This is a genomic window from Metapseudomonas resinovorans DSM 21078, from assembly GCF_000423545.1.
Classification (GTDB): domain Bacteria; phylum Pseudomonadota; class Gammaproteobacteria; order Pseudomonadales; family Pseudomonadaceae; genus Metapseudomonas; species Metapseudomonas resinovorans.
The window spans coordinates 1-24,345 of the sequence record NZ_AUIE01000044.1; the positions used below are offsets into that span (position 1 = coordinate 1).

General features: G+C 62.5%; 17 protein-coding genes. 8 read left to right on the plus strand and 9 right to left on the minus strand.

All coding sequences use genetic code 11. The annotated features are described in order from the left end of the window. Positions 1-314 precede the first annotated feature (314 nt). A complete protein-coding gene (locus tag G559_RS0122540; protein WP_028630412.1) occupies positions 315-1,283 on the minus strand; it encodes a GlxA family transcriptional regulator in 969 nt (322 codons plus the stop codon). 226 nt (positions 1,284-1,509) lie between these two features. Here G559_RS0122540 and choX point away from each other — a divergent pair, with 226 nt between their 5' ends. The 4 genes from choX (at position 1,510) to G559_RS0122560 (ending at position 5,079) form a co-directional block, all read left to right on the plus strand. After that, entirely contained in the window at positions 1,510-2,448 is a 939-nt protein-coding gene (gene choX / locus G559_RS0122545; protein ID WP_028630413.1) for a choline ABC transporter substrate-binding protein, read from the plus strand. A 71-nt stretch (positions 2,449-2,519) separates the two neighbouring features. Then, positions 2,520-3,404, plus strand: a complete 885-nt coding sequence (locus G559_RS0122550; RefSeq protein ID WP_028630414.1) for a BKACE family enzyme — start codon at positions 2,520-2,522, stop codon at positions 3,402-3,404. Positions 3,405-3,559: 155 nt separating this feature from the next. Continuing rightward, positions 3,560-4,525, plus strand: a complete 966-nt coding sequence (locus tag G559_RS0122555; RefSeq protein ID WP_028630415.1) for an L-carnitine dehydrogenase — start codon at positions 3,560-3,562, stop codon at positions 4,523-4,525. Between the two features lie 74 nt (positions 4,526-4,599). Then, entirely contained in the window at positions 4,600-5,079 is a 480-nt protein-coding gene (locus tag G559_RS0122560) for a thioesterase family protein (protein ID WP_028630416.1), read from the plus strand. 28 nt (positions 5,080-5,107) lie between these two features. On the opposite strand, the gene G559_RS0122565 is transcribed toward G559_RS0122560, so the two are convergent. Then, positions 5,108-5,740, minus strand: coding sequence for a response regulator transcription factor (locus tag G559_RS0122565; protein ID WP_028630417.1), 633 nt, complete (start codon positions 5,738-5,740; stop codon positions 5,108-5,110). A gap of 450 nt (positions 5,741-6,190) precedes the next feature. On the opposite strand from G559_RS0122565, the gene G559_RS0122570 reads away from it, so the two are divergent. Continuing rightward, on the plus strand, positions 6,191-9,859 hold the full coding sequence (locus tag G559_RS0122570; protein ID WP_245586532.1) for an ATP-binding protein: 3,669 nt from the start codon (positions 6,191-6,193) through the stop codon (positions 9,857-9,859). Here the strand turns inward: G559_RS0122570 and G559_RS0122575 are convergent. Next, positions 9,853-11,049 (minus strand): EAL domain-containing response regulator, encoded by a 1,197-nt coding sequence (locus G559_RS0122575; RefSeq protein WP_028630419.1) that lies wholly within the window; start codon positions 11,047-11,049, stop codon positions 9,853-9,855. The genes G559_RS0122570 and G559_RS0122575 overlap by 7 nt on opposite strands. Before the next feature lie 166 nt (positions 11,050-11,215). Here G559_RS0122575 and G559_RS0122580 point away from each other — a divergent pair, with 166 nt between their 5' ends. Continuing rightward, complete coding sequence (locus tag G559_RS0122580) at positions 11,216-11,851, plus strand: response regulator transcription factor (protein ID WP_028630420.1); 636 nt, start codon at positions 11,216-11,218, stop codon at positions 11,849-11,851. Between the two features lie 10 nt (positions 11,852-11,861). Here G559_RS0122580 and G559_RS0122585 read toward each other — a convergent pair whose 3' ends face one another. From G559_RS0122585 to gbcA, 5 genes are all read right to left on the minus strand, one after another. After that, positions 11,862-14,363 carry a fimbria/pilus outer membrane usher protein gene (locus G559_RS0122585; protein WP_051246859.1) on the minus strand — a complete coding sequence of 834 codons (2,502 nt, stop codon included), beginning with the start codon at positions 14,361-14,363 and terminating at the stop codon, positions 11,862-11,864. A 180-nt stretch (positions 14,364-14,543) separates the two neighbouring features. Further along, the gene (locus G559_RS0122590; protein WP_028630422.1) at positions 14,544-15,284 is read right to left on the minus strand and encodes a fimbrial biogenesis chaperone; all 741 of its coding nucleotides are present in this window, start codon (positions 15,282-15,284) and stop codon (positions 14,544-14,546) included. Positions 15,285-15,358: 74 nt separating this feature from the next. Continuing rightward, positions 15,359-15,928 (minus strand): fimbrial protein, encoded by a 570-nt coding sequence (locus tag G559_RS0122595; protein WP_028630423.1) that lies wholly within the window; start codon positions 15,926-15,928, stop codon positions 15,359-15,361. A gap of 483 nt (positions 15,929-16,411) precedes the next feature. Then, positions 16,412-16,732 (minus strand): hypothetical protein, encoded by a 321-nt coding sequence (locus tag G559_RS0122600; RefSeq protein ID WP_028630424.1) that lies wholly within the window; start codon positions 16,730-16,732, stop codon positions 16,412-16,414. A gap of 504 nt (positions 16,733-17,236) precedes the next feature. Then, entirely contained in the window at positions 17,237-18,526 is a 1,290-nt protein-coding gene (gbcA, locus tag G559_RS0122610) for a glycine-betaine demethylase subunit GbcA (RefSeq protein ID WP_028630425.1), read from the minus strand. Positions 18,527-18,889: 363 nt separating this feature from the next. Between gbcA and gbcB the strand changes: the two genes are divergently transcribed. Both gbcB and gstA read left to right on the plus strand, forming a co-directional pair. Then, the gene (gbcB, locus tag G559_RS0122615; protein ID WP_028630426.1) at positions 18,890-19,993 is read left to right on the plus strand and encodes a glycine-betaine demethylase subunit GbcB; all 1,104 of its coding nucleotides are present in this window, start codon (positions 18,890-18,892) and stop codon (positions 19,991-19,993) included. Positions 19,994-20,287: 294 nt separating this feature from the next. Further along, complete coding sequence (gstA, locus tag G559_RS0122620) at positions 20,288-20,893, plus strand: glutathione transferase GstA (protein WP_028630427.1); 606 nt, start codon at positions 20,288-20,290, stop codon at positions 20,891-20,893. Between the two features lie 195 nt (positions 20,894-21,088). Here gstA and fusA read toward each other — a convergent pair whose 3' ends face one another. Then, positions 21,089-23,182, minus strand: coding sequence for an elongation factor G (fusA, locus tag G559_RS0122625; protein ID WP_245586533.1), 2,094 nt, complete (start codon positions 23,180-23,182; stop codon positions 21,089-21,091). Positions 23,183-24,345 lie beyond the last annotated feature (1,163 nt).

Sequence of the window (24,345 nt, forward strand, 5' to 3'; positions counted from 1 at the left end):
CCGCGACGAAAGAGTGACGCAGTCAACACGCCCGTAATTCGCCCGGGTCATCAGCGCGATGACCGATCTTGTAGAAAGGGTGTGGTGCAAAGGGGTATGCCTGAGCGCAACGCGCAAGCAGGATCGTGTTGGTCCTCGTGACCAGCGGATAGAAGGTGGTGAGACGCCAGGTCTCACGAGCAGCATGCCCCGCTGCCTTGATGCGTACCCCGAGTCATGAATCGGAGGAACAGGCCTTGACACCGAGATCTTCATAGAAGGGGCGAATTCATTCGCCCCTACAACAAACCAGTGCCCCGCAGGTTCCTTGTCGCTCAGCCCAGCTGGCGAGCAGGCTCCTGGTCCGGGTGCTCATGCCGGTCCTGGCTCGGGCGAGTGGCGAACCGCGTGCGGTAGGCGCGGGAGAAATACGAAGAGGATTCGAAGCCGCAGGCCAGCGCCACTTCCAGCACACTCATGTCGGTCTGGCGCAGCAACTGGCGGGCCTTGTCCAGACGCAGGCCGAGGTAAAAGTTCGACGGCGTTTCCTTCAGGTGCAGACGGAAGAGCCGCTCCAGCTGGCGTGGAGTCACGCTCACCAATTCGGCCAGTTCGCGTGAGCTCAGCGGCGTTTCGCTGTGCCGCTCCATCTCCCCGATCACCTGCACCAGTTTCTTGTTATGCACGTTGAAGCGGCTGGCGATCTGCATACGCTGGTGGTCCTGCTGGGTGCGGATGCGACCCAGTACGAACTGCTCGGAGACCTGCAGCGCCAGGGCTTCACCGTGGCTGCGGGCAATCAGCGTGAGCATCAGATCGAGACTGGCGGTGCCGCCGGCGCTGGTGATGCGCCGGCCATCGATTTCGAAGAGTTCCTGGGTGACGCAGAGCGCCGGGTAGCGCTCGTGGAAGGCTTCAATAGCTTCCCAGTGCAGGGTCAGACGCTGGCTGGTGAAGAGTTCGGCCTCGGCCAGCACGAAACTGCCCGTGTCGATGCCACCCAGTCGCAGCCCCTCGCGTTCGGCCCGGTTGAGCCAGTGAGCCAGGCGTGGGCCGAAGCTGGCCAGGGGATCGAAACCGGCCACTACGAACAGGCAATCGGCTTCGGGCGGTGCATCCAGCCCCCCATCCACGTTCAGCGACATTCCGTTGCTGCTCGGTACCGGGCCGCCATCCAGGCTCAGCAGGCGCCAGCGGTACAGCTCGCCGCGAAATCGGTTGGCGACCCGCAAGGGTTCGACTGCCGACATCAGGCCCATCATGGAAAAGCCTGGCAACAGGAGGAAACTGAAGGTCTGGGGCATGGGCGCTTTCCGCGAAGGCGATAACGCACTAAAAGGCACTGTGCCCATGCCGCGCAAGAAAGGTGGTCGCTCCTGTTCAACAGGTAGTCGTTTTAGTTCGAATCGGGCGCTTCGGCGCTGCGTAATTTGTGTCCATCGGGTTGAAGTGGCGCCCGAAAACGGAAGGAGTCGCCCCCGGCTCCTGCACAACAAATACATGAACCGTTTGGCCGCAAGGGGAGCATCAATGAAACGTCTCACCGCATTCGCTGGTTGCTGTTTGTTCGCCCTCTCCAGTTCCGCCGCATTCGCCGCCGAAGACGCCAGTTGCCAGAAGATCCGCGTGGGTGTGGTCGGCTGGACCGATGTCGTCGCCACCACCGCCGTCGCCAACGAGTTGCTCGGCAGCCTGGGCTATCAGACCACCCAGACCCAGGCATCACAGCAGATCATCTTCGCCGGCATCCAGAAGAAGCAGGTCGATGTCTTCCTCGGCTACTGGAAGCCGATCATGGATGACAACATCAAGCCGTTCCTCGAAACCAAGTCGGTGAAGGTTGCCGCAGAGCCTTCCCTGAGCGATGCCATCGCCGTACTGGCCGTACCCACTTACACCGCCGAGCAGGGGCTGCGTACCTTCGCTGATATCGCCAAGTTCAAGGACCAGCTGGACGGCAAGATCTACGGCATCGAATCCGGCTCCGGCGCTAATACCGCGATCCAGAAGATGATCGATACCAACCAGTTCGGCCTGGGTGGCTTCAAACTGGTGGAGTCGAGCGAGGCCGCCATGCTGACCGCAGTCAAGCGCGCGGTGAAGAACAACAAACCGGTGGTGTTCTTTGGCTGGAAGCCGCACCCGATGAACATCCAGATGCCCATCACCTACCTGACCGGCAGCGAGGGTGTATTCGGCCCCAACGATGGCGCCGCCACCGTCTCCACTGTCAGCGCTCCGGACTTCGCCCAGCGCTGCCCCAACGCCGACCGCCTGCTGACCAACCTGCGCTTCACCAGCGCGCAGGAAGCGGAGCTGATGCAGCCGATCATGGATCGCAAGGACCCGGCCAAGGTCGCCCGCGAGTGGCTGAAAGCCAATCCTGAAGTGGTCAAGGGCTGGCTCGCCGGTGTGACCACCTTCGACGGCAAGAGTGGCATAGACAGCGCTCTCGCCACCCTCAAGTAACGCAACGCAACGCCACGTGCGCGGTTCGCCGCGCGCGGTTTCCGATCGCCTCGCAGAAGGATGAAACAACCGTGAACTACGAAGTCATCGTCACCTGTGCAGTTACCGGCGCCGGCGATACCGTCGGCAAGCACCCGGCCATTCCCGTCACCCCGAAGGAAATCGCCGCTGCCGCCATCGAGGCGGCCAAGGCCGGCGCCACGGTTGCCCACTGCCATGTGCGCGACCCGAAGACCGGCAAGCCCAGCCGCGATGTGGCGCTGTACCGCGAGCTGGTTGAACGCATCCGTGAGAGCGACACCGACATCATCATCAACCTCACCGCCGGCATGGGCGGTGACCTCGAGATTGGCAAGGGCGAGCAGCCCCTGGAGTTCGGCACGGGTACCGACCTGGTCGGCCCGCTGGAGCGCCTGGCCCATGTGGAGGAATTGCTGCCGGAAATCTGCACCCTGGATTGCGGCACCCTGAACTTCGGCGACGGCGACTTCATCTACGTCTCCACCCCGGCACAACTGCGTGCCGGCGCCAAACGCATCACCGAGCTCGGGGTCAAGGCCGAGCTGGAAATCTTCGACACCGGCCACCTCTGGTTCGCCAAGCAGATGCTCAAGGAAGGCCTGCTGGACGACCCGTTGTTCCAGATCTGCCTGGGCATCCCGTGGGGCGCACCGGCTGATACCACCACCATGAAGGCCATGGCCGACAACCTCCCTGCGGGCTGCACCTGGGCCGGATTCGGCATCGGCCGCATGCAGATGCCCATGGTCGCCCAAGCGATGCTGCTGGGCGGCAACGTGCGCGTGGGCCTGGAAGACAACATCTGGCTGGACCGCGGCGTGCACGCCAGCAACGGGCAGTTGGTAGAACGTGCCATCGAGATCATTCAGCGCCTCGGCGGACGTGCCCTGACCCCGGCCGAGGGGCGCGAGAAGATGAACCTCAAGCGCCGCTAGCTTTTCTCCCCTCTCCCTCTGGGAGAGGGGCCGGGGGTGAGGGTGGCCAGATTCGCGCCTTGCCCTCTCCCACAGGTTTCGTAGCCCGGATGACCGCCGGGAAGTACCAGACGACCACCCCGGATTGCATCCGGGCTACATGATCAGGAGCCTCCATGTCCTTCGTCACCCAGATCAAGACCTTCGCCGCGCTCGGCAGCGGCGTCATCGGCAGCGGCTGGATCGCCCGCGCCCTGGCCCACGGCCTCGATGTCATCGCCTGGGACCCGGCCCCTGGCGCCGAAGCCGCCCTGCGTGCCCGCATCGCCAACGCCTGGCCGGCGCTGCAGAAACAGGGGTTGGCCCCTGGCGCCTCCCAGGCGCGCCTGCGCTTCGTCGAGACCATCGAAGAATGCGTGCGCGACGCCGACTTCATCCAGGAGAGCGCTCCGGAGCGCCTCGATCTGAAACTCGACCTGCATGCGAAGATCAGCGCGGCGGCGCGGCCTGACGTGATCATCGGTTCCAGCACCTCGGGCCTCTTGCCCAGTGAGTTCTACGCCGACGCCCGCCACCCGGAGCGCTGCGTTGTCGGTCACCCCTTCAACCCGGTCTACTTGCTGCCGCTGGTGGAAGTGGTGGGTGGCGAGAAAACCGCGCCGGAAGCCGTTCAGGCCGCCATCGAGATCTACACCGCGCTGGGCATGCGTCCGTTGCATGTGCGCAAGGAAGTACCGGGCTTCATCGCCGACCGCCTGCTCGAAGCCCTCTGGCGCGAGGCGCTGCACCTGGTCAACGACGGCGTGGCCAGCACCGGCGAGATCGACGACGCCATTCGCTTCGGCGCCGGCCTGCGCTGGTCCTTCATGGGGACCTTCCTGACCTACACTCTGGCGGGCGGCAACGCCGGCATGCGCCACTTCATGGCGCAGTTCGGCCCGGCGCTGCAGCTGCCCTGGACCTACCTGCCGGCCCCGGAACTCACCGAAACCCTGATCGACCGGGTGGTGGAGGGCACTGCCGAACAACAGGGCTCGCGCAGCATCGCCGAGCTGGAGCGCTACCGCGATGACGCCCTCCTGGCGGTACTCGGTGCCATCAGGGAGACCAAGGCCAGCCACGGCTTCGCCTTTGCCGACTGACCTTCAATCTTCCCGCCACTCCGTAGCGGCGCCTTCTCTCTTCGGGGAGAGGGCGCCTCGTTGGGAGCTTCTGCATGAGCCACGCCCTGACTACCTATCGCACTGCCATCCTGCCCGAGTGGGTGGACTACAACGGCCACCTGCGCGATGCCTTCTACCTGCTGATTTTCAGCTACGCCACCGATGCGCTGATGGACGAGATCGGCCTCGACGAACAAGGTCGTGCCGCCACCGGCCATACGCTGTTCACCCTGGAATGCCACCTCAATTACCTGGCGGAAGTGAAGTTGGGGGCTGAGGTGGAAGTGCGCACGCAACTGCTCGGCCATGACGCCAAGCGGCTGCACATTCACCATGGGCTGTACCTGTCCGGTGGAGAGGAGCTGTTGGCAGCCAGCGAGCAAATGCTGATGAACGTGGATGCCGGGGCCTCACGCTCGGCGGCCTTGGCTGCGCCTGTGGCTGCTCGGGTCGAAGCCATTGCGGCGGCTCATTGCGAGCTGCCGCGGCCTCGTCATGTGGGCTGTGTGATAGGTCTGCCGCCGCCTCGTTGAGGCGGCGTCGACCGTGGGGGAGGGATGCTCAGGGGGTGGGCATTACGTAGCGGCGGGCGAAATCGATCAGGTCGACCTGGTTGCGGGTCTTCAGTTTGTCCATCAAGCGGGATTTGTAGGTGCTGACCGTCTTGTGGCTGATGAACAACTGCTTGGCGATTTCCTGGTTGTTCTTGCCGTTGGCGAGGTTCTGCAGCACCGCCAGTTCGCGGTCGGAGAGGCATTCCAATAATTGGCTGTCATTGGCCTCGCCGGGCTGTGACGTGCCGGGCAGGTGCACCGTGCTGGGGAACAGGCTGTAGCCGGAAAGCACCGAACGCACCGCGGAAATCAGGCTGACCGCCTGTTCCTGTTTGGACAGATAGCCCGTGGCGCCGGCCTGGAGGCAGCGGTTGGCATAGAGCGACGCTGGCAGGGACGTGAGTACCAGCAGTTTGAGATTGGAGTCCATGGCGCTGAGCCGTCCGAGGACTTCCAGGCCGTCGAGTTTTGGAATGGCGATATCCAGGACGACCAGATCGGGCCGCAGTGATCGGGCCATGCTCAGGCCTTCGACACCACTTTCCGTTTCGCCGACTACGTCGTAGTCCTCGCGTTCCAGTAGTACGCGAGTTGCAAAGCGGAGCATCGGCTGGTTGTCGATCAGCAATACCTTGTTCATTCGTTGGTTCTCCTTATCAGGTTTCCCAATGAGTACGGAGGGCGCGCGGCCTTCTGAAGGGTGCCGTTGGGAGCTGGGTTCATCGATATTGGCTGGCCAGGCCTGCCCTATGGGGCAGATGGTCCAACTTTTCGGAAGCGTAGGAAGTCAAGTTGGCTTGCTCTGAAAACTTCTTCAGAATTGAGCAAGTTGTTCTTCGGACTACGCCGAGTACTGCGTACTAACTTTCACCAAGTTTGAAACGTGCCGCTCCGTCATAGGGGGCGACTCGAAGCAATCAGTGAATCTGCAGGCTGAGAAGTATATTGGTGGTTTTTCTTTTGATCGGTCGTTTAGGAACTTTCCTACAGGCTATGTAGGCGGTTTTCTTGCGGTGGGCTCAGACGCTACACAGGGGCCCTCTTTCAACTAATGTTCTGTTCTTTCAATTCCGCGAAGCAGGCAGGCCAGGTGCCCATTCTTTCTATCTCCCGATCAATTGTGCGGCTCGGCTGGATCGCATTCTGCCTGGCCCTGGTTGGCACTGGCGCCCACGCCGGGCAGGAGGTCCATCGATTAGCCCTGTCCAGCCAACTGGTGGTCGACCAGCAGGACCTGGCCATCACGGAAGAGGACTGGCACTGGCTCAGGCAAAAGCGCGATCTGGTGCTGGGAGTGGCTGGCGATGGCACGGCTCCGCTGGAGATCATCCAGCGAGATGGCCGCTACGAAGGCATTGCCGCCGATACCGCCGCCCTCGTCGGGCAGTGGCTGGGGATGCGGATCACGCTGCGGCAGTATTCCGACCGCCCGGCCTTGCTGCGTGCCCTGGCTGACGGCGATATCGATCTGTTCGTGGGTGATGGGCAGGACGGCGAGGGACACGCGGTTTCCCGCAGCCTGCCTTTCTCCACCGACCGACTGGCCTTGTTTCGACGCTACGACGACGCGCGCACATTCCCCGCTGACCTCGACGGGCTGCGCATCGCGTTGGTGCCCGGCCACGACCAGTCGCTGGGCCAGCGCTTTCCCGGTGCGCAACAGGTTGTCGCCAAGTCCGTGGAAGACGGCATGGCGGCCGTGGCATTCGGACAAGCTGATTTGCTCCTTGGCGATGTCGTGCCGGTGTATTTCCAGCTCAACCGCAGCTTCTACGGCCTGGTGAAGTTCGACCGTTTCGTCGAGCACCCCGATGTCGGCGTCGCCTTCGTCCTGCGTGAGCGCGATCAGCGCCTGTTGCGTGGCATCGATGCCGCCCTGCGCGCGGTTGGCCGTGCACGTCTGGATGAGGTTTCGCGGCGTTGGGTGGGGAGCGGCCTGACACCAGTCAGCGAGCGGTTGCCGTTGTCCACGGAGGAGCAGCGCTGGATCGAACGCCATCCGTTGGTGCGCCTGGTGGTCGACGACGATCTGGCGCCCCTGGCGTTCTTCGACGACGACGGGCAATTCCGCGGCATCGCGGCTGATCTACTGGAAACGGCGTCCCTGCGAACTGGCCTGCGATTCGAGGCTGTCAGCCGGGCTGGTGGCTTCGCCAAGCAGATCGACAGTCTGTTGAATGGGGACGCGGACCTTGCGATTCTCGCGGCCAGCAAGGATCGGGAGACGCATCTGCGCTTCTCCCGGCCCATCTCCAGCGTCCCTTTCGTGCTGGTGGCGCGCGCGGGCCCGGGCAGCTCTGCGCCGGTGCCCGGTAATGGCAGCGGCCTGCGGCTCGCGCTGGGAAAGGGCAATGTCGCCCGGGCAGAAATGAAAGCGGCCTACCCCGGCATGCAACCGGTGGATGCTGACTCCTACCTGGATGCGATGAACCTTGTCTCGGCCGGGCGGGCCGATAACGCTCTGGTTCCTGTGACCACGGCGCGCTACTACATCACGCGGCTTTTCCCCGGGCGTCTGGCGATCGCGGGCCTGGCCGGCATCGAGCCGGTAACCGCCAATTTCGCCGTGCGCCGTGCCGATACCGAGTTGCACAGCATCCTCGACAAGACCCTGGCCAGCCTCGCACCGGATGAGCTGAATGCCATTTCCAACCGCTGGCGTGGCAACCCGGGGATGAGTCCGCAGACCTGGAGGGACTACGGCACGCTGATCCAGCGCATCGTCATTGGTGCGGTGCTGGTGCTGCTGCTGGTACTGGGCTGGGTTCTCTATCTGCGTCGTGAAGTACACCTTCGCAAGACCGCGGAACGGCAGCTGAATGACGAACTGCGCTTCATCGAGACGCTGACAGACAGCATGCCGCCACCGCTTTATGTGCGGGACAGCGAAGGGCGCCTGCTGTCCTGCAATCGCAGCTACCTGTCCAGCGTTGGGCTTGAGTTGGCGCAGGTGCGTGGGCTGACGGTGGAAGCGCTGCCCGTCGAGTGTTTCGAATCTGCACCGGAGTTCTCGCAGCTCTATCGCCAGGCCATGGCGGAAGGCCGGATGCTCCAGGGCGTGCGCTCGGTGTCTCTGAATGGACGGACACGCTGGATCGATCACTGGGTGCAGCCCTTCCAGGACTCCACTGGCGTCGTGAAAGGTGTTATCTGCGGCTGGCTCGATATCACCGAGCACCGGCAGCTGGTACAGGAGCTGGAAGCGGCGAAGAACCTGGCCGATGAGGCCAGCCGCGCCAAGACCACTTTCCTGGCAACCATGAGTCACGAAATCCGCACGCCGATGAACGCGGTGATCGGCATCCTCGAGCTCGCCCTCAAGCGCGCGGGGGAGCAGCCCATCGACCGCTCGAGCATCGAGGTCGCCTATGGTTCTGCACGCAGCCTGCTGGTGCTCATCGGCGACATCCTCGATATCGCTCGTATCGAATCCGGTCGCCTCAGCCTCGCGCCACAGCGGGCCAATCTGCGTGAACTGGTGGAGTCCGTTGCGCGCGTGTTCGATGGCTTGGCACGACAGAAGCGATTGAACCTGGTGCTCGATATCGACTCCAGCATCCAGGGCGATGTGCTGGTGGACAGCATGCGTTTCAAGCAGATCCTGTCGAACCTGGTCAGCAATGCGATCAAGTTCACCCGTGAGGGTAGTGTCCGCTTGCAGATTCATGGTGAAGACACGGAGCCCGGCCTGTTGCGTGTGAGCCTCAGTGTCGAAGACACCGGCATCGGCATCTCCGAGGAGGACCTGAGCCGGTTGTTCCGCCCGTTCGCCCAGGTGGAGCGTGGCTATCGCCAGACGGAAGGCGCGGGGCTGGGGCTGGTTATCTGCCGTTCGCTCTGCGAAATGATGGGCGGGCGCCTGACGCTCACCAGTTCCCCCGGCAAGGGCACGCGGGTTGATGTGGAGCTGCGTTTGCATCGCCTTGACCCGGTCGCCGAACCCGTCGCCACCGTGGCTGCGCACGTGCAGGCACAGCGCCGGCTTTGCGTGCTGGTGGTGGATGATCATCCGGTGAACCGGCAGATTCTCGCCCAGCAGTTGGGCTTCCTCGGACATGACGTCGTGGAGGCTGAGAACGGCGATGAAGCCCTGGCATTGTGGCGGACCCGGCATTTCGACGTGGTGGCCACCGATTGCCACATGCCGCGCATGAGTGGTGCAGAGCTCGCGCGTGCCATTCGCAACGATGAGCGCGAGCGACCTGGTGCCCCGACGCTGATTCTAGGGCTGACTGCCGACGCCCAGCCCGAGGAAGTCGCGCGGGCCATTCAGGCGGGCATGGACGACTGTGTGATCAAGCCCATCGGCCTCGATGTGCTGGAGGAGAAGCTGCGTGCTGCGTCGGGCGATGCACCGGCGATCGAGGACCGATCGCCTGCTGTGCAAGCGGATGGCGCGAGCGAAAGCGCGCTGTTCGACTTGGCCCCGCTGGCGCCCCTGACCGGTGGTGATCCGGCGCTGATCCGCAACCTGGTCAACGAGCTGCTGGAGACCAATCGTCGTGACCTGAAACCGCTGCACGACCTGGCCAATCAGGGTGATGTGCCGAATTTGCTGGAGCTTGCGCACCGGCTCAAAGGTGCCGCCCGGGTGGTCAAGGCTGCGCCGCTGATCGCGGCCTGCGTAAATCTGGAACAGACCTGCAGAGCGTCGACGCTGGAGCCGGCGGCGTTGCAGGAAACCGCTGAGGCGCTGCGGCAGGCGATGCTGGAGTTGGAGCGGGCGCTGGCGGCGCGGATAGCGGCAGACGATCAGTGAGACCCCGCTGTGAATGTGCTCGACAGCAGGGTGCAGAAATCGTCGCGGTTCTGTGGACGGGCGAAGAGGTAGCCCTGTGCCACCCGGCAACCCAGCGACACCAGTCGTTCGCGCTGTTCGGCGGTTTCCACCCCTTCCACGACCAGCGTCATGTCCATGGCATCGGCCAGCGCAACGGCGCTGCTGATGATGGCGCCGCTGCGGGGCTGATTGATCAGTTTGCGGACAAAGGCGGCATCCAGCTTGATCTGGCTGAAGGGCAGCTCGCAGAGCCGGTCGAGCGAGGAATAGCCGGCGCCGAAGTCGTCCATGGCCAGGCCGCAGCCCAGCAGGCGCAACCTCACCAGGCTTTCCAGGCTGGCCGCCGGGGCTTCCAGCAGGCCGGTTTCGGTGAGCTCGAAGGTCAGCCCCTCGCCAGGCAAGCCGGCGCCTGCCAGGGCCCTTCCGACGCGCTCGGCGAGGTCCTGGTCGCTCAATTGCTGGGGCTGGAGGTTGAAGGCGAGGTTTACGCGTTGTCCGCTGCGGGCAAGATCCTGCTGCAGCGTGAGGCCCTGCGCGAGGAGCTGCCAGAACAACCGGTCGATCAGTCCATGGACCTCCATGGCCGGCAGGAACTGGGAAGGAGGGAGCACGCCGCGCTGTGGATGACGCCAGCGGGCCAGGACTTCAGCACCCTGCATCGCCTTGCTCTCAAGGTGGAATTTGGGCTGGAACCAGGCTTCGAACTCGCCCTGCTCAAGGCCTCGGAAAATCTCGTCCAGGCTTGGTGGATCGATGAACTCCGGATTGCGCGCGGTTTCGAGTGGTGGCGGTGTATGCCGCGCAATCAAATTTGCGGCGCGGCCCATATCGAAGGGTTTGCCCAGGTCCCCCAGGAAATTCAATCCCAGGCAGCGGATCATGGAGATCGTCGCCTGGCGCAACTCAGGCTCCACCTCGCTGCTGAGAATGACCGAGCGGACAGTGCCCGCCTGGCTGGCATGGCGCAGGAAGGCCAGTCCGTCCATGCCTGCCATGCGCAGATCGCAGATCACGATGTCGACGCCATCGCAGGCATTCAGTCGGGCCAGGGCCGCGGCGCCGTCAGCCGCCTCATGGATCTGTTCGAGCCCCAGTTGCCGCAAGCCAGTCACTGCGATCAGGCGCTGGAATGGTTCGTCTTCCAGAACCAGAATGCTGAAGTTTTTCATGGTGGGCTCGACAGGGATTGGGAGAGCAGCCAAGTTACTGAGGACGAAGTACCCTCAGCTAGGCGTCTCTTCCTGTGGGAGTGTAGGAAATTTCATCGGTATCCGATTCGGAGCCGTAATCAAGGGCGGCGCCAATGGCGCCTGCCCCACTGGATTCGAGGTTGCAATGAGAAGTGCGCTGATCGTCGATGATCATCCTGTCATCCGCATGGCCGTCCGCATGTTGCTGGAACGCAACGGGATGGACGTCGTTGGCGAGGCGGACAATGGTGTCGACGCCATGCAACTGATCCGCCAGCACGAGCCGGATATCGTCATCCTGGACATCGGGATTCCGCGTCTCGATGGGCTCAATGTCATCTCGCGAATTCGCGCATTGGGCCTCGACAGTCATGTGCTGGTGCTTACGTCCCAGCCGGCGGAGAGTTTTTCCCAGCGCTGCTTCCTGGCGGGTGCCAAGGGGTTTGTCAGCAAGGAAGAGGATCTGCAGAACCTGCTGACCGCCATCAACGCTATAAGTGCCGGCTTCACCGTCTTCCCCTCCAGCACGTTGAATGGCGGCCAGTTGCCTAGCCTCAGCGAGGGCGAACTGGTCGAGCGTCTGTCCAACCAGGAGTTGATGGTGCTCCAGTACCTGGCAACGGGACTTTCCAACAAGGAAATCGGTGCACGGATGCTGCTCAGCAACAAGACCGTCAGCACCTACAAGACCCGTATCCAGCAGAAGCTGAACCTGGGCTCCTTGTTGGAGTTGATCGAGTTTGCCCGGCGCAATGACCTCACTGCGCGTCGGGAGAGCTAGGTACCACTGCTCAGCGCTGGCATGTGAGGCGATAGCGCTGGTAGTTGCTGGCCTGGTCTTGCGGTGGGAGCGCGTAGGCTGCGGAACACTGGTTGCCGCTCCACTTGATGGTCAGCGTGGCCTGCTCCTCTTCGACCAGAGCCAGAGCCCGTCCGCTCGGGTCTGAGATGGCGAGCTGCTTGCCACTGGCATCCTCCAGCGAGGCGCCGAACGGAATAGGCTTGCCCAGGCTGTCGAACAGCTGGAACTGGACGCGACGACCCTTTTTCCCTTCGTACCGGGCCCGGACTATAGCGCCGCGGCGTGGTACCACCTGCTGCGTGGCGTTGTCGATTTCGATTTCGCCGCCAAGGTTGCGAGTGTCCAGGGTGATCCAGTTGACCCGGTAGGGTTGGGCGTTGGGCATTACCGCATAGCCGTTGTAGCCGGTTTTCACACCGCTGTAGTTGCTGACGCCAACGCCCGGGATATCGGGGACTTCCACCAGGGCGAACGTCTCGCCCACCGGTTGGCCGAGGTTGATCCCGCCGGCATGGGCGACAACGGAGCCGGCCAGGGTAAGGCTCTCTGCCGTATAGCCGCTGCCTTTGCTGTAACCCAGGGTTATGTCCGCCATCGACGTGCGGCTGTTCAGGCTGGCCGAGGCTGAGCTGCCACTGCCGCTGTTCTTGCTGCCCTGCACCGAGTAGGACGTATCGTTGTCATCGGACAGGTAGCCGTTAACCCCGACCTGGGTGCTGTCGCTGTGCTTCTGGCTGGTGGTCGAGACATAGGCACGTGGCGCGCGTGGCCTCGACCCCAGCGGGAAGGAGACGGACAGGTTGAACTGGGTGTCGTCGTTCGACTGGCCAGAGGCGCCGATGTTGCGGGTCTGGCTCACGCTGAAGCTGTAGCTGACGTCGCGCCAGCCATTCGAGTAGCCGGCGGAGTAGCTGCGCGAGCCCCCGCGATTCCAGTAGCGCTCGTCGCTGGCGTTGATGTAGAGGTTGCCGTACTGGCGCTGCCCCAGGGTCTGGTTGACGGTCAGGTCGGTGCGGATTTTCGAGCGGCCACTGGTAGCCGGCATGCCGCTGCTGAGTTCCTGGACGTGGTCGGAGAGTGTCCGGTAGCCCTCGGTGGAATAGCGGTAGGCCGCCAGGGTGAAGCTGGTATCGGTACCGGTGAAGGTTTTGGCGTACAGCGCTCGCAAGCTGTTACCACGCGCGGAAAGTCCCCGCACCTTGCTGGCTGAGTGGGTCAGGTCGACTGACACAGCGCCAAGAGAAGTGTTGCGGCCGGCGCCGACCGAAACGGCGTTGAAATCCTGGGTAGCCTGGGCGCCGACAATGCCGGTCAGGTTGCTGCTCACGCCATAGGCCGCAGTACCACTGACAAACCCGGGCGTCTGCTGGTCATCACTGTTGCTGTTGAACTCACCGGCCGAAACGCTGTACTTCAATTGGCCTTCGCGGACCATGGTCGGCAGGCTGGAGAAGGCCTGCCGGCTCACTCGGCGGCGGCCATCCGCTTCGATAATGGTGACTTCCAGGTCGCCGTTTGAGCCGGTGGGGTAGATGTCGCTGATCTCGAACGGACCCGGTGAAACGGTCGTGGAGTAGAGGATGTAATCGTTCTGGCGGATTTCCACCGTCGCGTTGGTTTCCGCGACGCCGCGAATGACCGGCGCGTATCCGCGTTCGCTGTCCGCCCGCATGGCTTCGTCCGAAGCCAGCTTGACACCGCGATAGCGCACGCTGTCGAACAGGTCGGCATCGGAGTAGATCTCGCCCAGGGTGAACTGCCCCTTGAGGCGGGTGACGTCGTGCTGCAGATAGGTGCGGTTGCTCTTGAAGGTGCTCGGTCGGCCGGTGCCGGTCCGATAGTTGGATTCGTTGCGCAGGCGCCAGGAACCGAGGTTGATACCACTACGCAGGCCCAGGTTGTTGGCAGTCTGCCGGCCGTAGTCATCCCGGTTCCGGTTGGCATTGAACTGGTAGTTGACGAAGGCCGCGTTGACGCCGTTGTCCCAGAGCGCCGGATCAACGTAGCCACGACGGCCCCGGAGCATGGCGACCTGGGGGATGCTGGCGTTCAGGCGCAGGCGGGTCGAGTCGAAGCGCAGCACGGCCTGGTCGATCAGCGTCGCCAGGTCAAGGCAGGTATCGGCCACCTCGGGGCTGAGCTTGCCTTGCTCTATCAGCTTGGCCATGTCGATGCCGAACAGCTGCAGCAAGTCGAAGTTCAGGCAGGGCTCGACGACACTGGTTTGCGGGTTGCGCAGGAAGTCGATGTCCCGGCGGCCGACCAGTACGCCATTGGTGTAAAGGTCAACCCGATAGTTGCCGGGCAGGACGCTGTTCGCCTGCAGAAGGTTCTGCAAATCGACTGCGGAAGGTGCGCCTTTCAGAAAGGTGGTATTGAACGACTCGATCTGCGGTTCTTCCACCAGCAGCGGCTCCGGATGCTCGGCGCCGAATACCATCGAGGGAAGAGCCAGGGCAATGGCTAGCGCGAGTCTGCTGGGGCGTATCATCGACGGGGGCTGCCGGTCGGCAGCGGCCAACCGCGCGCACTGCCCCAAGGTTTGACTGGGCCAATTGCTCATTTCTCAATGCCTGCGAATAGCCTGGTTCACCCCCGCTGAATGAGCGGCGCCGTGCAGGAGCCTGTGACGCCCGCCAGAGGTGAACCAGAGGATTGGGGGGAGGGGCCGTTACGAAGCCCGGTCGGAGCGCTTTGCCGAGGTGCCCGCGGAGCTGCCGGCCGAGAGCCGTGCGGAGTAAGGCACCTGTGCGCCGTAGTCATTGATGCTGGAGAACGACAGCTCGACGGAGCCCGAGGAGATCGGACGCGGGATGCTGAACGTCTTCTCGTCGCCAGGGGCGACCATCACGGATTCGACGGCCACGTCGCTTCCCAGCTTCACGTCGCTCATGGACACGTGATAGTTGCCAGGGTTGCGCACTTTGAGCTCGGTCTTGCCGGCCCGGGACACCAACTGCCACTGCAGTTGCTCGGGGGCCTGGCTGGCTTCACCGTTCAGGCCTGCTGGGCGGAAGAACACCTTGATCCGCTGGCGGACCGCCAGTTGCAGCGTGTTCTCGGCAGCCGTGGCCTGGGGAATTTCCTGGACGTTCAGCCACACCACCGACTCCCTGTCGCCGGGCATGCCGCTACCTTCGAACAGGACGCGAAGTAACTGCTGCTCATTCGCCGGGAGGCGTGCCAGGGGCGGGGTCACGGCAAAGGGCGGGGGTGCGTCCGTGTCATTTGCGCTATCGATCCATGACTGGACCAGGACATCTTGGCCGCCATTGCGGACGGTGACGCTGGCCTCTTTGTCGGCGCTGTTGAGAATGATGCGGGTGGAGCTGAGGGATATTCCCGCGAAAGTTTGGGACGCCAGCACCAGGCTCAGTGCGCCCAGGCAGGCAGAGATCGTACGACGGAGCATAGGTTTTACCACCAGGTACCAGGGAGGGGGCGAGGCCAGGTGGCCTCGCCCATCTTCAGGGACGCCGTATCTGCTTAATCGTACTGCAGGGTGAACGGCAGGGTCGCGTCACCATTACCCGCGGTGGCGGACTTCGGGTCAGCGGTGGTGACGTAGGCGGCCGAGAAGGTCAGGGTGGCGTCGGAACCGTTCAGCTCGCTCTCGATCTTGGCGGTAGCCGGGGCGCTCAGGTCGATGATGTTGCCATCGATGTCCATGATGGCGATGCCGATGTTCTTGGCGGTGTTGGAGCCAGGGTTCAGGGCCAGGACCTTTTTACCGGCAACGACGCCGGAGCCGGATTTGGCGTCGAACAGCATGGCAACCTTGGTGCCTTGGTTGCAGTTGATCTTCAGGCTGAAGTCAGCGGCTGCCAGGCGGCCACCGTTGGGTGCGGAGTCGGTGCCGATGTCCTTGATGGAAACGGTGCCCATGGGTACGGAAACGGATTTGTCCTTGCCCTTGGCGTCTTCGACCGAGCAGGCGTCGTTGTTGATCATGCCGGTGAAGTTGATCTGGCCCTGACCAGCTGCGGTGGCGGCGAAGGCGGAACCGCTGGCGGCGATGACGGACATGGTGAGGAACGCGAGGGAGAGCTTTTTCATTCTTTACTCCAAGATAAATTGATCACGAAAAGTGCTGCATCGAAATGCCCAGCCACGATAATCATCTGTGTGTTTTGGGTATATCGGACCAAGTTCTTGGATATGTAAGGAATGACCGACGTGAGCGGTAGCCCGTTTCTTGGTGGTTCCTCCAGGCCCCTATTTACGGGGGTAGCGAAGTGGGTGGGCGGGGTGGAAGTATTGCCAATGCTGGATCTTGGTGGATTTTGGCGATCCTGTCGGGCGCAATGCCGCGATAGAGCGAAGGCGGGATAACCGCTCCCTGACCCATGTGAAAGGGTGGCTGATCACGTTGGTCGAATCAGCTGGCTACCAAGGGTTGGCCCGCCCTCGCATCCGGTGATGTAGAGCTCGGGTGCCAACACTTCGTGTTGGGCGCTTGTCTGGTTGGCCACGGGAAGCGTCGGGTCCCGATTCTGATGCCGGGTAGAAAGGACGCGATCCCGTGGCGGCCTCGTCCTTTTAGTTGAAGGTCACCACGACCACCCTGCCGCGGACCGCCGTGCTCGAACTGGCAGCGACTTCATAGGTGCTTATAGAGGACGTATCGGCGATCCCGGCGCACATCCCGCTCGAGGCCGGAACGGCGCCGGCGCTCCTAGGGCTGCTGCCGTCGGAACGACCGGAATGCAGGTACCAGTCGGCCGTTGAATAATCACACGGAGCCCTATTGATACTTCCTACAAAGTGAATGACTCCGTGGATGGTCTTCTCTTCTGTAGCATGGGAAACCGCTGAGAATGCGGTCAGCACAAGAGAAATAGCTATCAGGATTGTTTTCATGGTTTGACCCTCCTTCTGACATAGGGTCAGTAAAAATCAGAAGGCTCTTACCTTCCACGTCCTGGGCGTCCGGTTTTTCTGTAGGAATCAGGAGTCTGTCTGAAGGAGCTTCGCATCTTTCGGACGATTCCTATGCGGAATGTGTACCTATCCTCAATTCCTTCTGATTAGGAAATTTCCCACATCCACTCTCTCGCGATGACGGGGCATCATTGAGAATTTTCTCAAAACTATCTGAAGGTGTTTTCTGTCAGACATTCGCCGCTGGCACATCGCTCCGGGTTCTTTAAGGCAAAAAAAAGCCCCCGCTGGGGCCGACATCCCAGCGGGGGCGAGGGTGGTCCTCGAAGGACCTCAGTGTGAGCGTTCGGACCAGGCCTTGAGCAGGCTCGAGGCCAGTCCATAAAGCGTCAGGAGGATGGCGAAGCCGAGGCAGGTGGACATGGCTGTTCCCCCAGCGCCACGAGGTCGGTCGAAGCCGCCTCGTGGAGCGCCCTGGATGGATTACTCGTTGACCTGGCGCAGCTTGGTGGCCGGGGTGTCTCCGAGGTTGTTGAGAACGCGTTCGCTGTACCAGTCGAGGAAGTTGATCACACCGAACTCGTAGGTCTTGGAGTACGGGCCGGGCTGGTAGGCGGTGGAGTTGATGCCGCGCTGGTTCTCTTCGGCCAGGCGACGGTCCTGATCGTTGGTCGCATCCCAGACTTCACGCAGCCGGGCAACGTCGTAGTCCACGCCCTCAACCGCGTCCTTGTGTACCAGCCATTTGGTGGTGACCATGGTTTCCTGGGCGCTGATGGGCCATACGGTGAATACGATCAGGTGATCGCCCATGCAGTGGTTCCAGGAGTGCGGCAGGTGGAGGATGCGCATGGAGCCCAGGTCAGGGTTCTTGATGCGGCCCATGAGTTTCTTCGAGCCCTGCTTGCCGTCCATGGTCATGGAGACAGTGCCGTCGAGCAGGGGCATGCGCACGATGCGGTTGCGCAGGCCGAAGCTGGCGTGGGCATAGGGGATCTTCTCTTCGTCCCAGGCCTTGGTGCAGGCGGCGACCTGATCCTTGAACGCCTGGCTGGCGCGCGGGTCGGTGACGTCGTCCCATTCCAGCAGGGTCTTCAGCAGTTCCGGGTGCGAGCCATTGCAGTGGTAGCACTCGCGGTTGTTCTCGATCACCAGCTTCCAGTTGGCCTTTTCCATCAAGGTGGTCTGTACCGCCACCTTGGTGTTCTCCATGTCGTACGGCTCCATGTAATGGGCCAGGGTCGAGAGGAAGTCATCGATGGCCGGTGGATTCTCGGCCAGCGAAATGAAGATGTAGCCGCCAGCGGTCTTCACGTTGACCGGCTTGAGGCCGTATTCCTTCATGTCGAAGTCGGCGCCCATCTCGGTGCCGGCGAACAGCAGGCGGCCGTCCAGCTCGTAGGTCCACTGGTGGTAGGGGCAGACCAGCTTGGCAACCTTGCCCTTGTCGCTGACGCACAGGCGCGAGCCACGATGGCGGCAGACGTTGTGGAAGGCATGCACCTGGCCTTCGGCGCCACGGATGACGATGATCGGGTTGTCGCCGATCTGCAGGGTCAGGTAGTTGCCCTTGGCGGGGATCTCGCAGGTCATGCCGGCGATCAGCCACTCCTTGTGGAAGATCTCCTGCATGTCGATCTGGAACAGGCGCTCGTCGTTATAGAACGGCTGCGGCAGGGAGAAGCTGTGGTCGCGTTCGCGGAGCATGTCGGCCGTAGCCTTGCGTGCGGGTTCAAGTGGATCGCCCAGGCTCAGGGTGGAAGTGACGTCCATCGGTAACTCCTCAATGGCTGGTCGCGTTCGCGACCGCCGCAATAAGTGGCTGGTTCGGTTGTCACGCAAGGCGGCTTGACCTGCCCTCGTTGCTCGCCTGCCGATTGGCTGCCCTGCTGCGGGTGCGAGGGTGGTTCGCTCAAATGCCTTATGGTTCGGCTGGAGCTGAGTGTGCTGGCGCGCAGAGGTACGACCTTATCCACGGGCGACATGGGAACATCCGTTTCCGACGCGCAAGCCCCGGTGGTTGCTGGCAGGTCGCGATGAGCATGTGAATGTCGCGGACAGGTAAATGGGCCGTTTTTGCGTTATTCACAATCCGCCACATTAGGCCGATATCCGGCCACGCGCGGAGCAGCGTCCATGACCAACAATTTCCTCAATCCCATCACGACCCAGACCTGGACCAACGGCCGGCACATGGTTCGCTGCGTCAAGGCGATCCAGGAAACCTGGGACGTGCGCACCTTCTGTTTCATGGCCGACCAGCCGATGGTGTTCTTCTTCAAGCCGGGGCAGTTCGTGACCCTGGAACTGGAGATCGACGGCCAGCCGATCATGCGCTCCTACACCATCTCCAGCTCGCCGTCGGTGCCCTACAGCTTCTCCCTGACCATCAAGCGCGTGCCGGGCGGCAAGGTTTCCAACTGGCTGCACGACAACCTGAAAGAAGGTGACGTGATCCCGGTGCACGGCCCGGTGGGACTTTTCAACGCCATCGACTTCCCGGCGGAAAAGGTGCTGTTCCTTTCCGGCGGTGTCGGCATCACCCCAGTGATGTCCATGGCGCGCTGGTTCTTCGATACCAACGGCGCGGTGGACATGATCTTCGTCCACAGCGCGCGTACGCCGAAGGACATCATTTATCACCGCGAGCTGCGCCACATGGCCTCGCGCATCAACAACTTCAAGTTGCACCTGATTTGCGAGAAGTACGAAATCGGCGAAACCTGGTCGGGTTATCGTGGCTACCTGAGCCGCGCGATGCTCGACCTGATCGCCGGTGATTTCATGGAGCGCGAGATCTTCTGCTGCGGCCCGACGCCTTACATGGCCGCGATCAAACGCCTGCTGGAAGCGGCCGGCTTCGACATGAAGCGCTACCACGAAGAAGCCTTCGGCCCGACGCCGCCGGAAATCCGTGCGGAAGTTAATGAGCATGCCGCTGAGGCGGCCGAAGCGGCCGCCGAAGTACCGGCTGGCGATATGAACCTGGTGGAGTTCACCGGCACCGGCAAGAGCATTCGCGTCGCTCCCGGCGAGACCGTGCATTCGGCCGCCGCCAAAGTCGGACTGCATATTCCCAAGGCCTGTGGCATGGGCATCTGCGGTACCTGCAAAGTGATGAAAATCGCTGGCGAGGTGGAGATGGAGCACAACGGCGGCATCACCGACGAAGATGTCGCCGAGGGTTACATCCTTTCCTGCTGCAGCATTCCCAAGGGCGACGTGGCCATCGACTACTGATGGTTTTCTGAGCATCTCTCTCCAGCCCGCGCCCCCCGCGGGCTGGCGCCATCTGTCCACAGCTTGTGGGCGTAGCGGTGCACAGTTACTGTGCGCAACTCACTGAAATTGCTGGAAAAATAACCAAACCTCGGCAACTCCTGCAGGCCGCGGCCTAGCGCCAGGGACGAACAGCTTGTCCACAGGCTGGTCCACTGTTCGTGGGGGAAACCCCCGCTATGCTTGTCCGGATGACTTTCCCGCCGGTGCATTGCCTGTGCCGGTACTTTGCGGCCTGCCTGAGGTGCCCATGCGATGAAACTCTACTTCTCCCCCGGAGCCTGTTCGCTCGCTGTGCATATCGTCCTGCGCGAGATCGGCAAACCCTTTGCCTTGGATAAGGTCGACCTGGGTGCCCACAAGACAGCCGCCGGCGATGACTACTACCGCAGCAACCCCAAGGGCTATGTGCCCTTGCTGGAGCTGGACAACGGCCAGACGCTGACCGAAGTGCCGGTGATCTGCCAGTACCTGTGCGATCAGGCCGGCCGCACCGATCTGATGCCGGCCGCTGGCACACTGCCGCGGTATCGCGTGATGGAATGGCAGTCGTTCATCAATAGCGAGGTGCATAAGTCGTTCGGTGCCCTGTTCAACCCGGCGCTGGACGAAAAAGCGAAGGCGACCTACGCCGGGATGGCGCATCGGCGCCTGCAGTGGGTGTCTGAGCAGCTGCGAGGCCGGCAGTTCCTCACCGGCGACGACTTTACCGCAGCGGATGCCTACCTCTTAACCGTGACCAACTGGGCGGGCTTCCTGAAAATGGATATCTCCGACTGCCCCGAACTCCTGGAATTCCAGGGCCGCGTGGCGAGTCGTCCGGCAGTGCAGGAGGCGCTGAAAGCGGAGGGGTTGGTCTGAGTGGCACTGTCATTGTGGGGGTGAATTCAGTGGCTCTGACTGCATGACGTGTTGCAAGCAGCTGCATTGCCCGTAGGAGCTGGCTTGCCAGCGAATGGCCGCGTTTCGCTGGCAAGCCAGCTCCTACAAGATTTCAAAGGGCAGGCATTGCCATCGACATCGCCCCTACAAAGAAACGCGCATCCACCTGCTGGTTCAATCCTCTTCCTGTACCGCCTTGTAGGTTCCGGCCAGTTTCTGCTGCACATCCTGCGGTGCGGGGCTGTAGTGGCTGAGAACCATGCTGAAGGCGCCGTGGCCCTGGGTAATGGCCTTGAGGCGCCCGGCGTAGCCGTCCAGCTCAGCCAGGGGCACCTGGCCGAAGACCAGCGCCAGGCCTTGGGACAGGGACTCGGTCCCGGTCACCTGGCCGCGGCGGCCGATCAGGTCGGTGGTGATATCACCCAGATTCGCCTCCGGCGCCGTCACTTCGACGGTGACTACGGGTTCCAGCACCACTTCGCCGCCCGCGCGCAGGGCATCGAGCATGGCCTTGCGCCCGGCGGCCTGGAAGGCGATGTCCTTGGAGTCGACCGGGTGGTGCTTGCCGTCGTGGACCGTGACTTTGACATCCTGCACCGGAAGCCCGGCCAGCGGCCCGCAGGCCAATACCGAGCGGACGCCCTTTTCCACCGAGGGGATGAACTGGGAAGGGATCACGCCGCCCTTCACTTCATCGATGAAGGTAAAGCCACTGCCCCGGGGTAATGGCTCGACGCGCAGGAACACCTCGCCGAACTGGCCCGCACCGCCGGTCTGCTTCTTGTGCCGGCTGTGGCCCTCGGCAGGGCGCGTAATCGCTTCTCGATAGGGGACCTTGGGTGGGCGGGTCTCCACCTCCACCTTGTACGAACCGATGATGCGGTCCAGCAGGTAGCGCAGGTGCAGTTCGCCCATGCCGCGCAACACGGTCTCCTGGGTGGAGGCCTGGTAGTCGAGTTTCACGCAGGGGTCTTCGGCTTGCAGGCGGTTCAGCACTTCGGCAATGCGCTGCTCGTCGCCACGGCGCTTGGCCTCGATGGCAAGGCCCTGCATGGGCGCTGGGAAATTCAGGGGCTTGAGGTGAATCTGGTCTTCGTCGTGGGAGTCGTGCAGCACCGAGTCGAACTCCACGTCGTCCACCTTGGTCAGGGCGCCGAAGTCGCCCGGTATCAGCCGAGTCACTTCCTCATGGCGCTTGCCTTGCAAGCGCAGCAAATGGCCGAGCTTGAAGGGTTTGCGGCCGTCGCCGACGAACAGCTGCATGTCCCGCACGAGGGTGCCCTGGTGCACCCGGAAGATGCCGAGCTTGCCCACGAAAGGGTCGATTACCACCTTGAACACGTGGGCCAGCACGTGTTGCTGCGGGTCAGGCCGGGAGCGGAAGGCCTTGGCGTCCGCTCCCTCGCCCTTGAGAAAGAGCGGTGGGTTGCCCTCGGTGGGGTTGGGCGCCAGGCGCGCGAGGATATCCAGTAGCTCGGCCACCCCGGCGCCGGTGCGTGCGGAGGTGAAGCACAGGGGGATCAGGTGCCCTTCACGCAGCGCCCGCTCGAAGGGCTCGTGTAGTTCCTCCGGGGCGATCTCGCCCTGTTCCAGGTAGCGGGCCATCAGGTCCTCGTCGACTTCCACCACCTGGTCCACAAGCGCCTGGTGTGCGTCGGCCACGGAAGAGAAGTCGGCTTCGCCGGCAGGATTGAAGAAGCAATCCACCACGCGGCTGGCGTTATCGGCCGGCAGGTTGAGCGGCAGCACTTCCTTGCCGAAGACCTCGCGCAAGTTGGCCAGCAGGGCCGGCAGGTCCACCCGCTCGGCGTCGATCTTGTTCACCACCAGCATTCGGCACAGCCCGCGCTCGGCCGCCATGGACATCATGCGGCGGGTGGTGAGCTCGATGCCGTTCTGCGCATTGACCACCACCAGCGCGGTTTCCACCGCAGCCAGGGCGGCGATGGACTGGCCGATGAAATCCGGGTAGCCGGGTGTGTCGATCAGGTTCAGCTCGGCGTCCGCGTGGCTGCAGTGGGCCAGGGCCGAGGCGAGGGAGTGGCGGTACTCACGCTCCAGCGGGTCGAAGTCGCACACCGTGTCGCCGCGCTCCAGGGTGCCGGCGTTGGGGATGGCGCCACTGCGGTGCAGCAAGGCTTCCGTCAGGCTGGTCTTGCCGCTGTCGCCGTGGCCGACCAGGGCGATCGTTCGAATGGATTCCACCGAGTAGTTCGCCATGAGTACCTCCGCGCGCTGGGGTGTTTCCAGTATAGGCAGGCGCGCCATGGCTGCTCCGGATGCTCGGATTTTGCCGCAACGTATTGATATTGATCGAAAAATGTACGAGTTCCGCTAGGCCGCGCCATTTCTGGCGCCGCAAGGGCTCTGTACAGCTTATGCACAGAAGACTCCACTGGCTTTGTGAGTAAAAGCACGGTTTTCCACTGTTTGACATGACTTTCAGGCCGCCCAATGGGAATAAACACTGGTCGAGCGACAACTGATCGATGCTCTGTACACCCCGTGTTTACTGCTTCCAGCTGATTTACAAACGACTTTTCCACAGGGATATGCACGGATTGTGTGCGCAAGTTTTTGGCCGGCAGGTTCTTTTGTGCATCAAATTGGCAGGATGCCAGGAATGACGGGGCTTGAGCTATACAGCGGCATCAACAACATTTCCACAAGATTATCCACAGTGCCTGGGGGTAATCGTGGCGACGTGGAGTTCTGATCAAAAAGTGATCAGGTTGCTGTGCCTCAGGTGGGACGAGGGCTACAGGCTGTTTTCCACAGCTTGTGTACCTTTCGCTACACAGATTCTGTGTGGAAGAGGTGGCAAGTTGTTGAAATAGATCAGGAAATATCCAGAAGGCGGAAGGCCGCGGCGGGCGTGGGCTGCAGCTGTGGGCCTACAGATTGTCCACAGGTTGGTCCACGGAAAACGGGGGTAAGGCGGCGAAAGGAGGGCGGAAACACTTGTAGGGGCGATTTCAATCGCCAAGCAGACCGAAGGTCTGCCCTGTCGGCGCAATAGGGCAGCTGCGCTGCCCCTGGCGACTGAATTCGCCCTTCTATGAAGATCTCGGTGTCAAGGCCTGTTCCTCCGATTCATGACTCGGGGCACGCATCAAGGCAGCGGGGCATGCTGCTCGTGAGACCTGGCGTCTCACCACCTTCTATCCGCTGGTCACGAGGACCAACACGATCCTGCTTGCGCGTTGCGCTCAGGCATACCCCTTTGCACCACACCCTTTCTACAAGATCGGTCATCGCGCTGATGACCCGGGCGAATTACGGGCGTGTTGACTGCGTCACTCTTTCGTCGCGGCTCGCTGGCTGAGTGGTGGTGTCAGGGCACGGCTTTCAGTGTCGCACCCGCCGGCAGCTCACCGCGCTCCAGGTAGCGCCACAAGGCGATCACCAGGCGTCGCGCCAGGGCCACGATC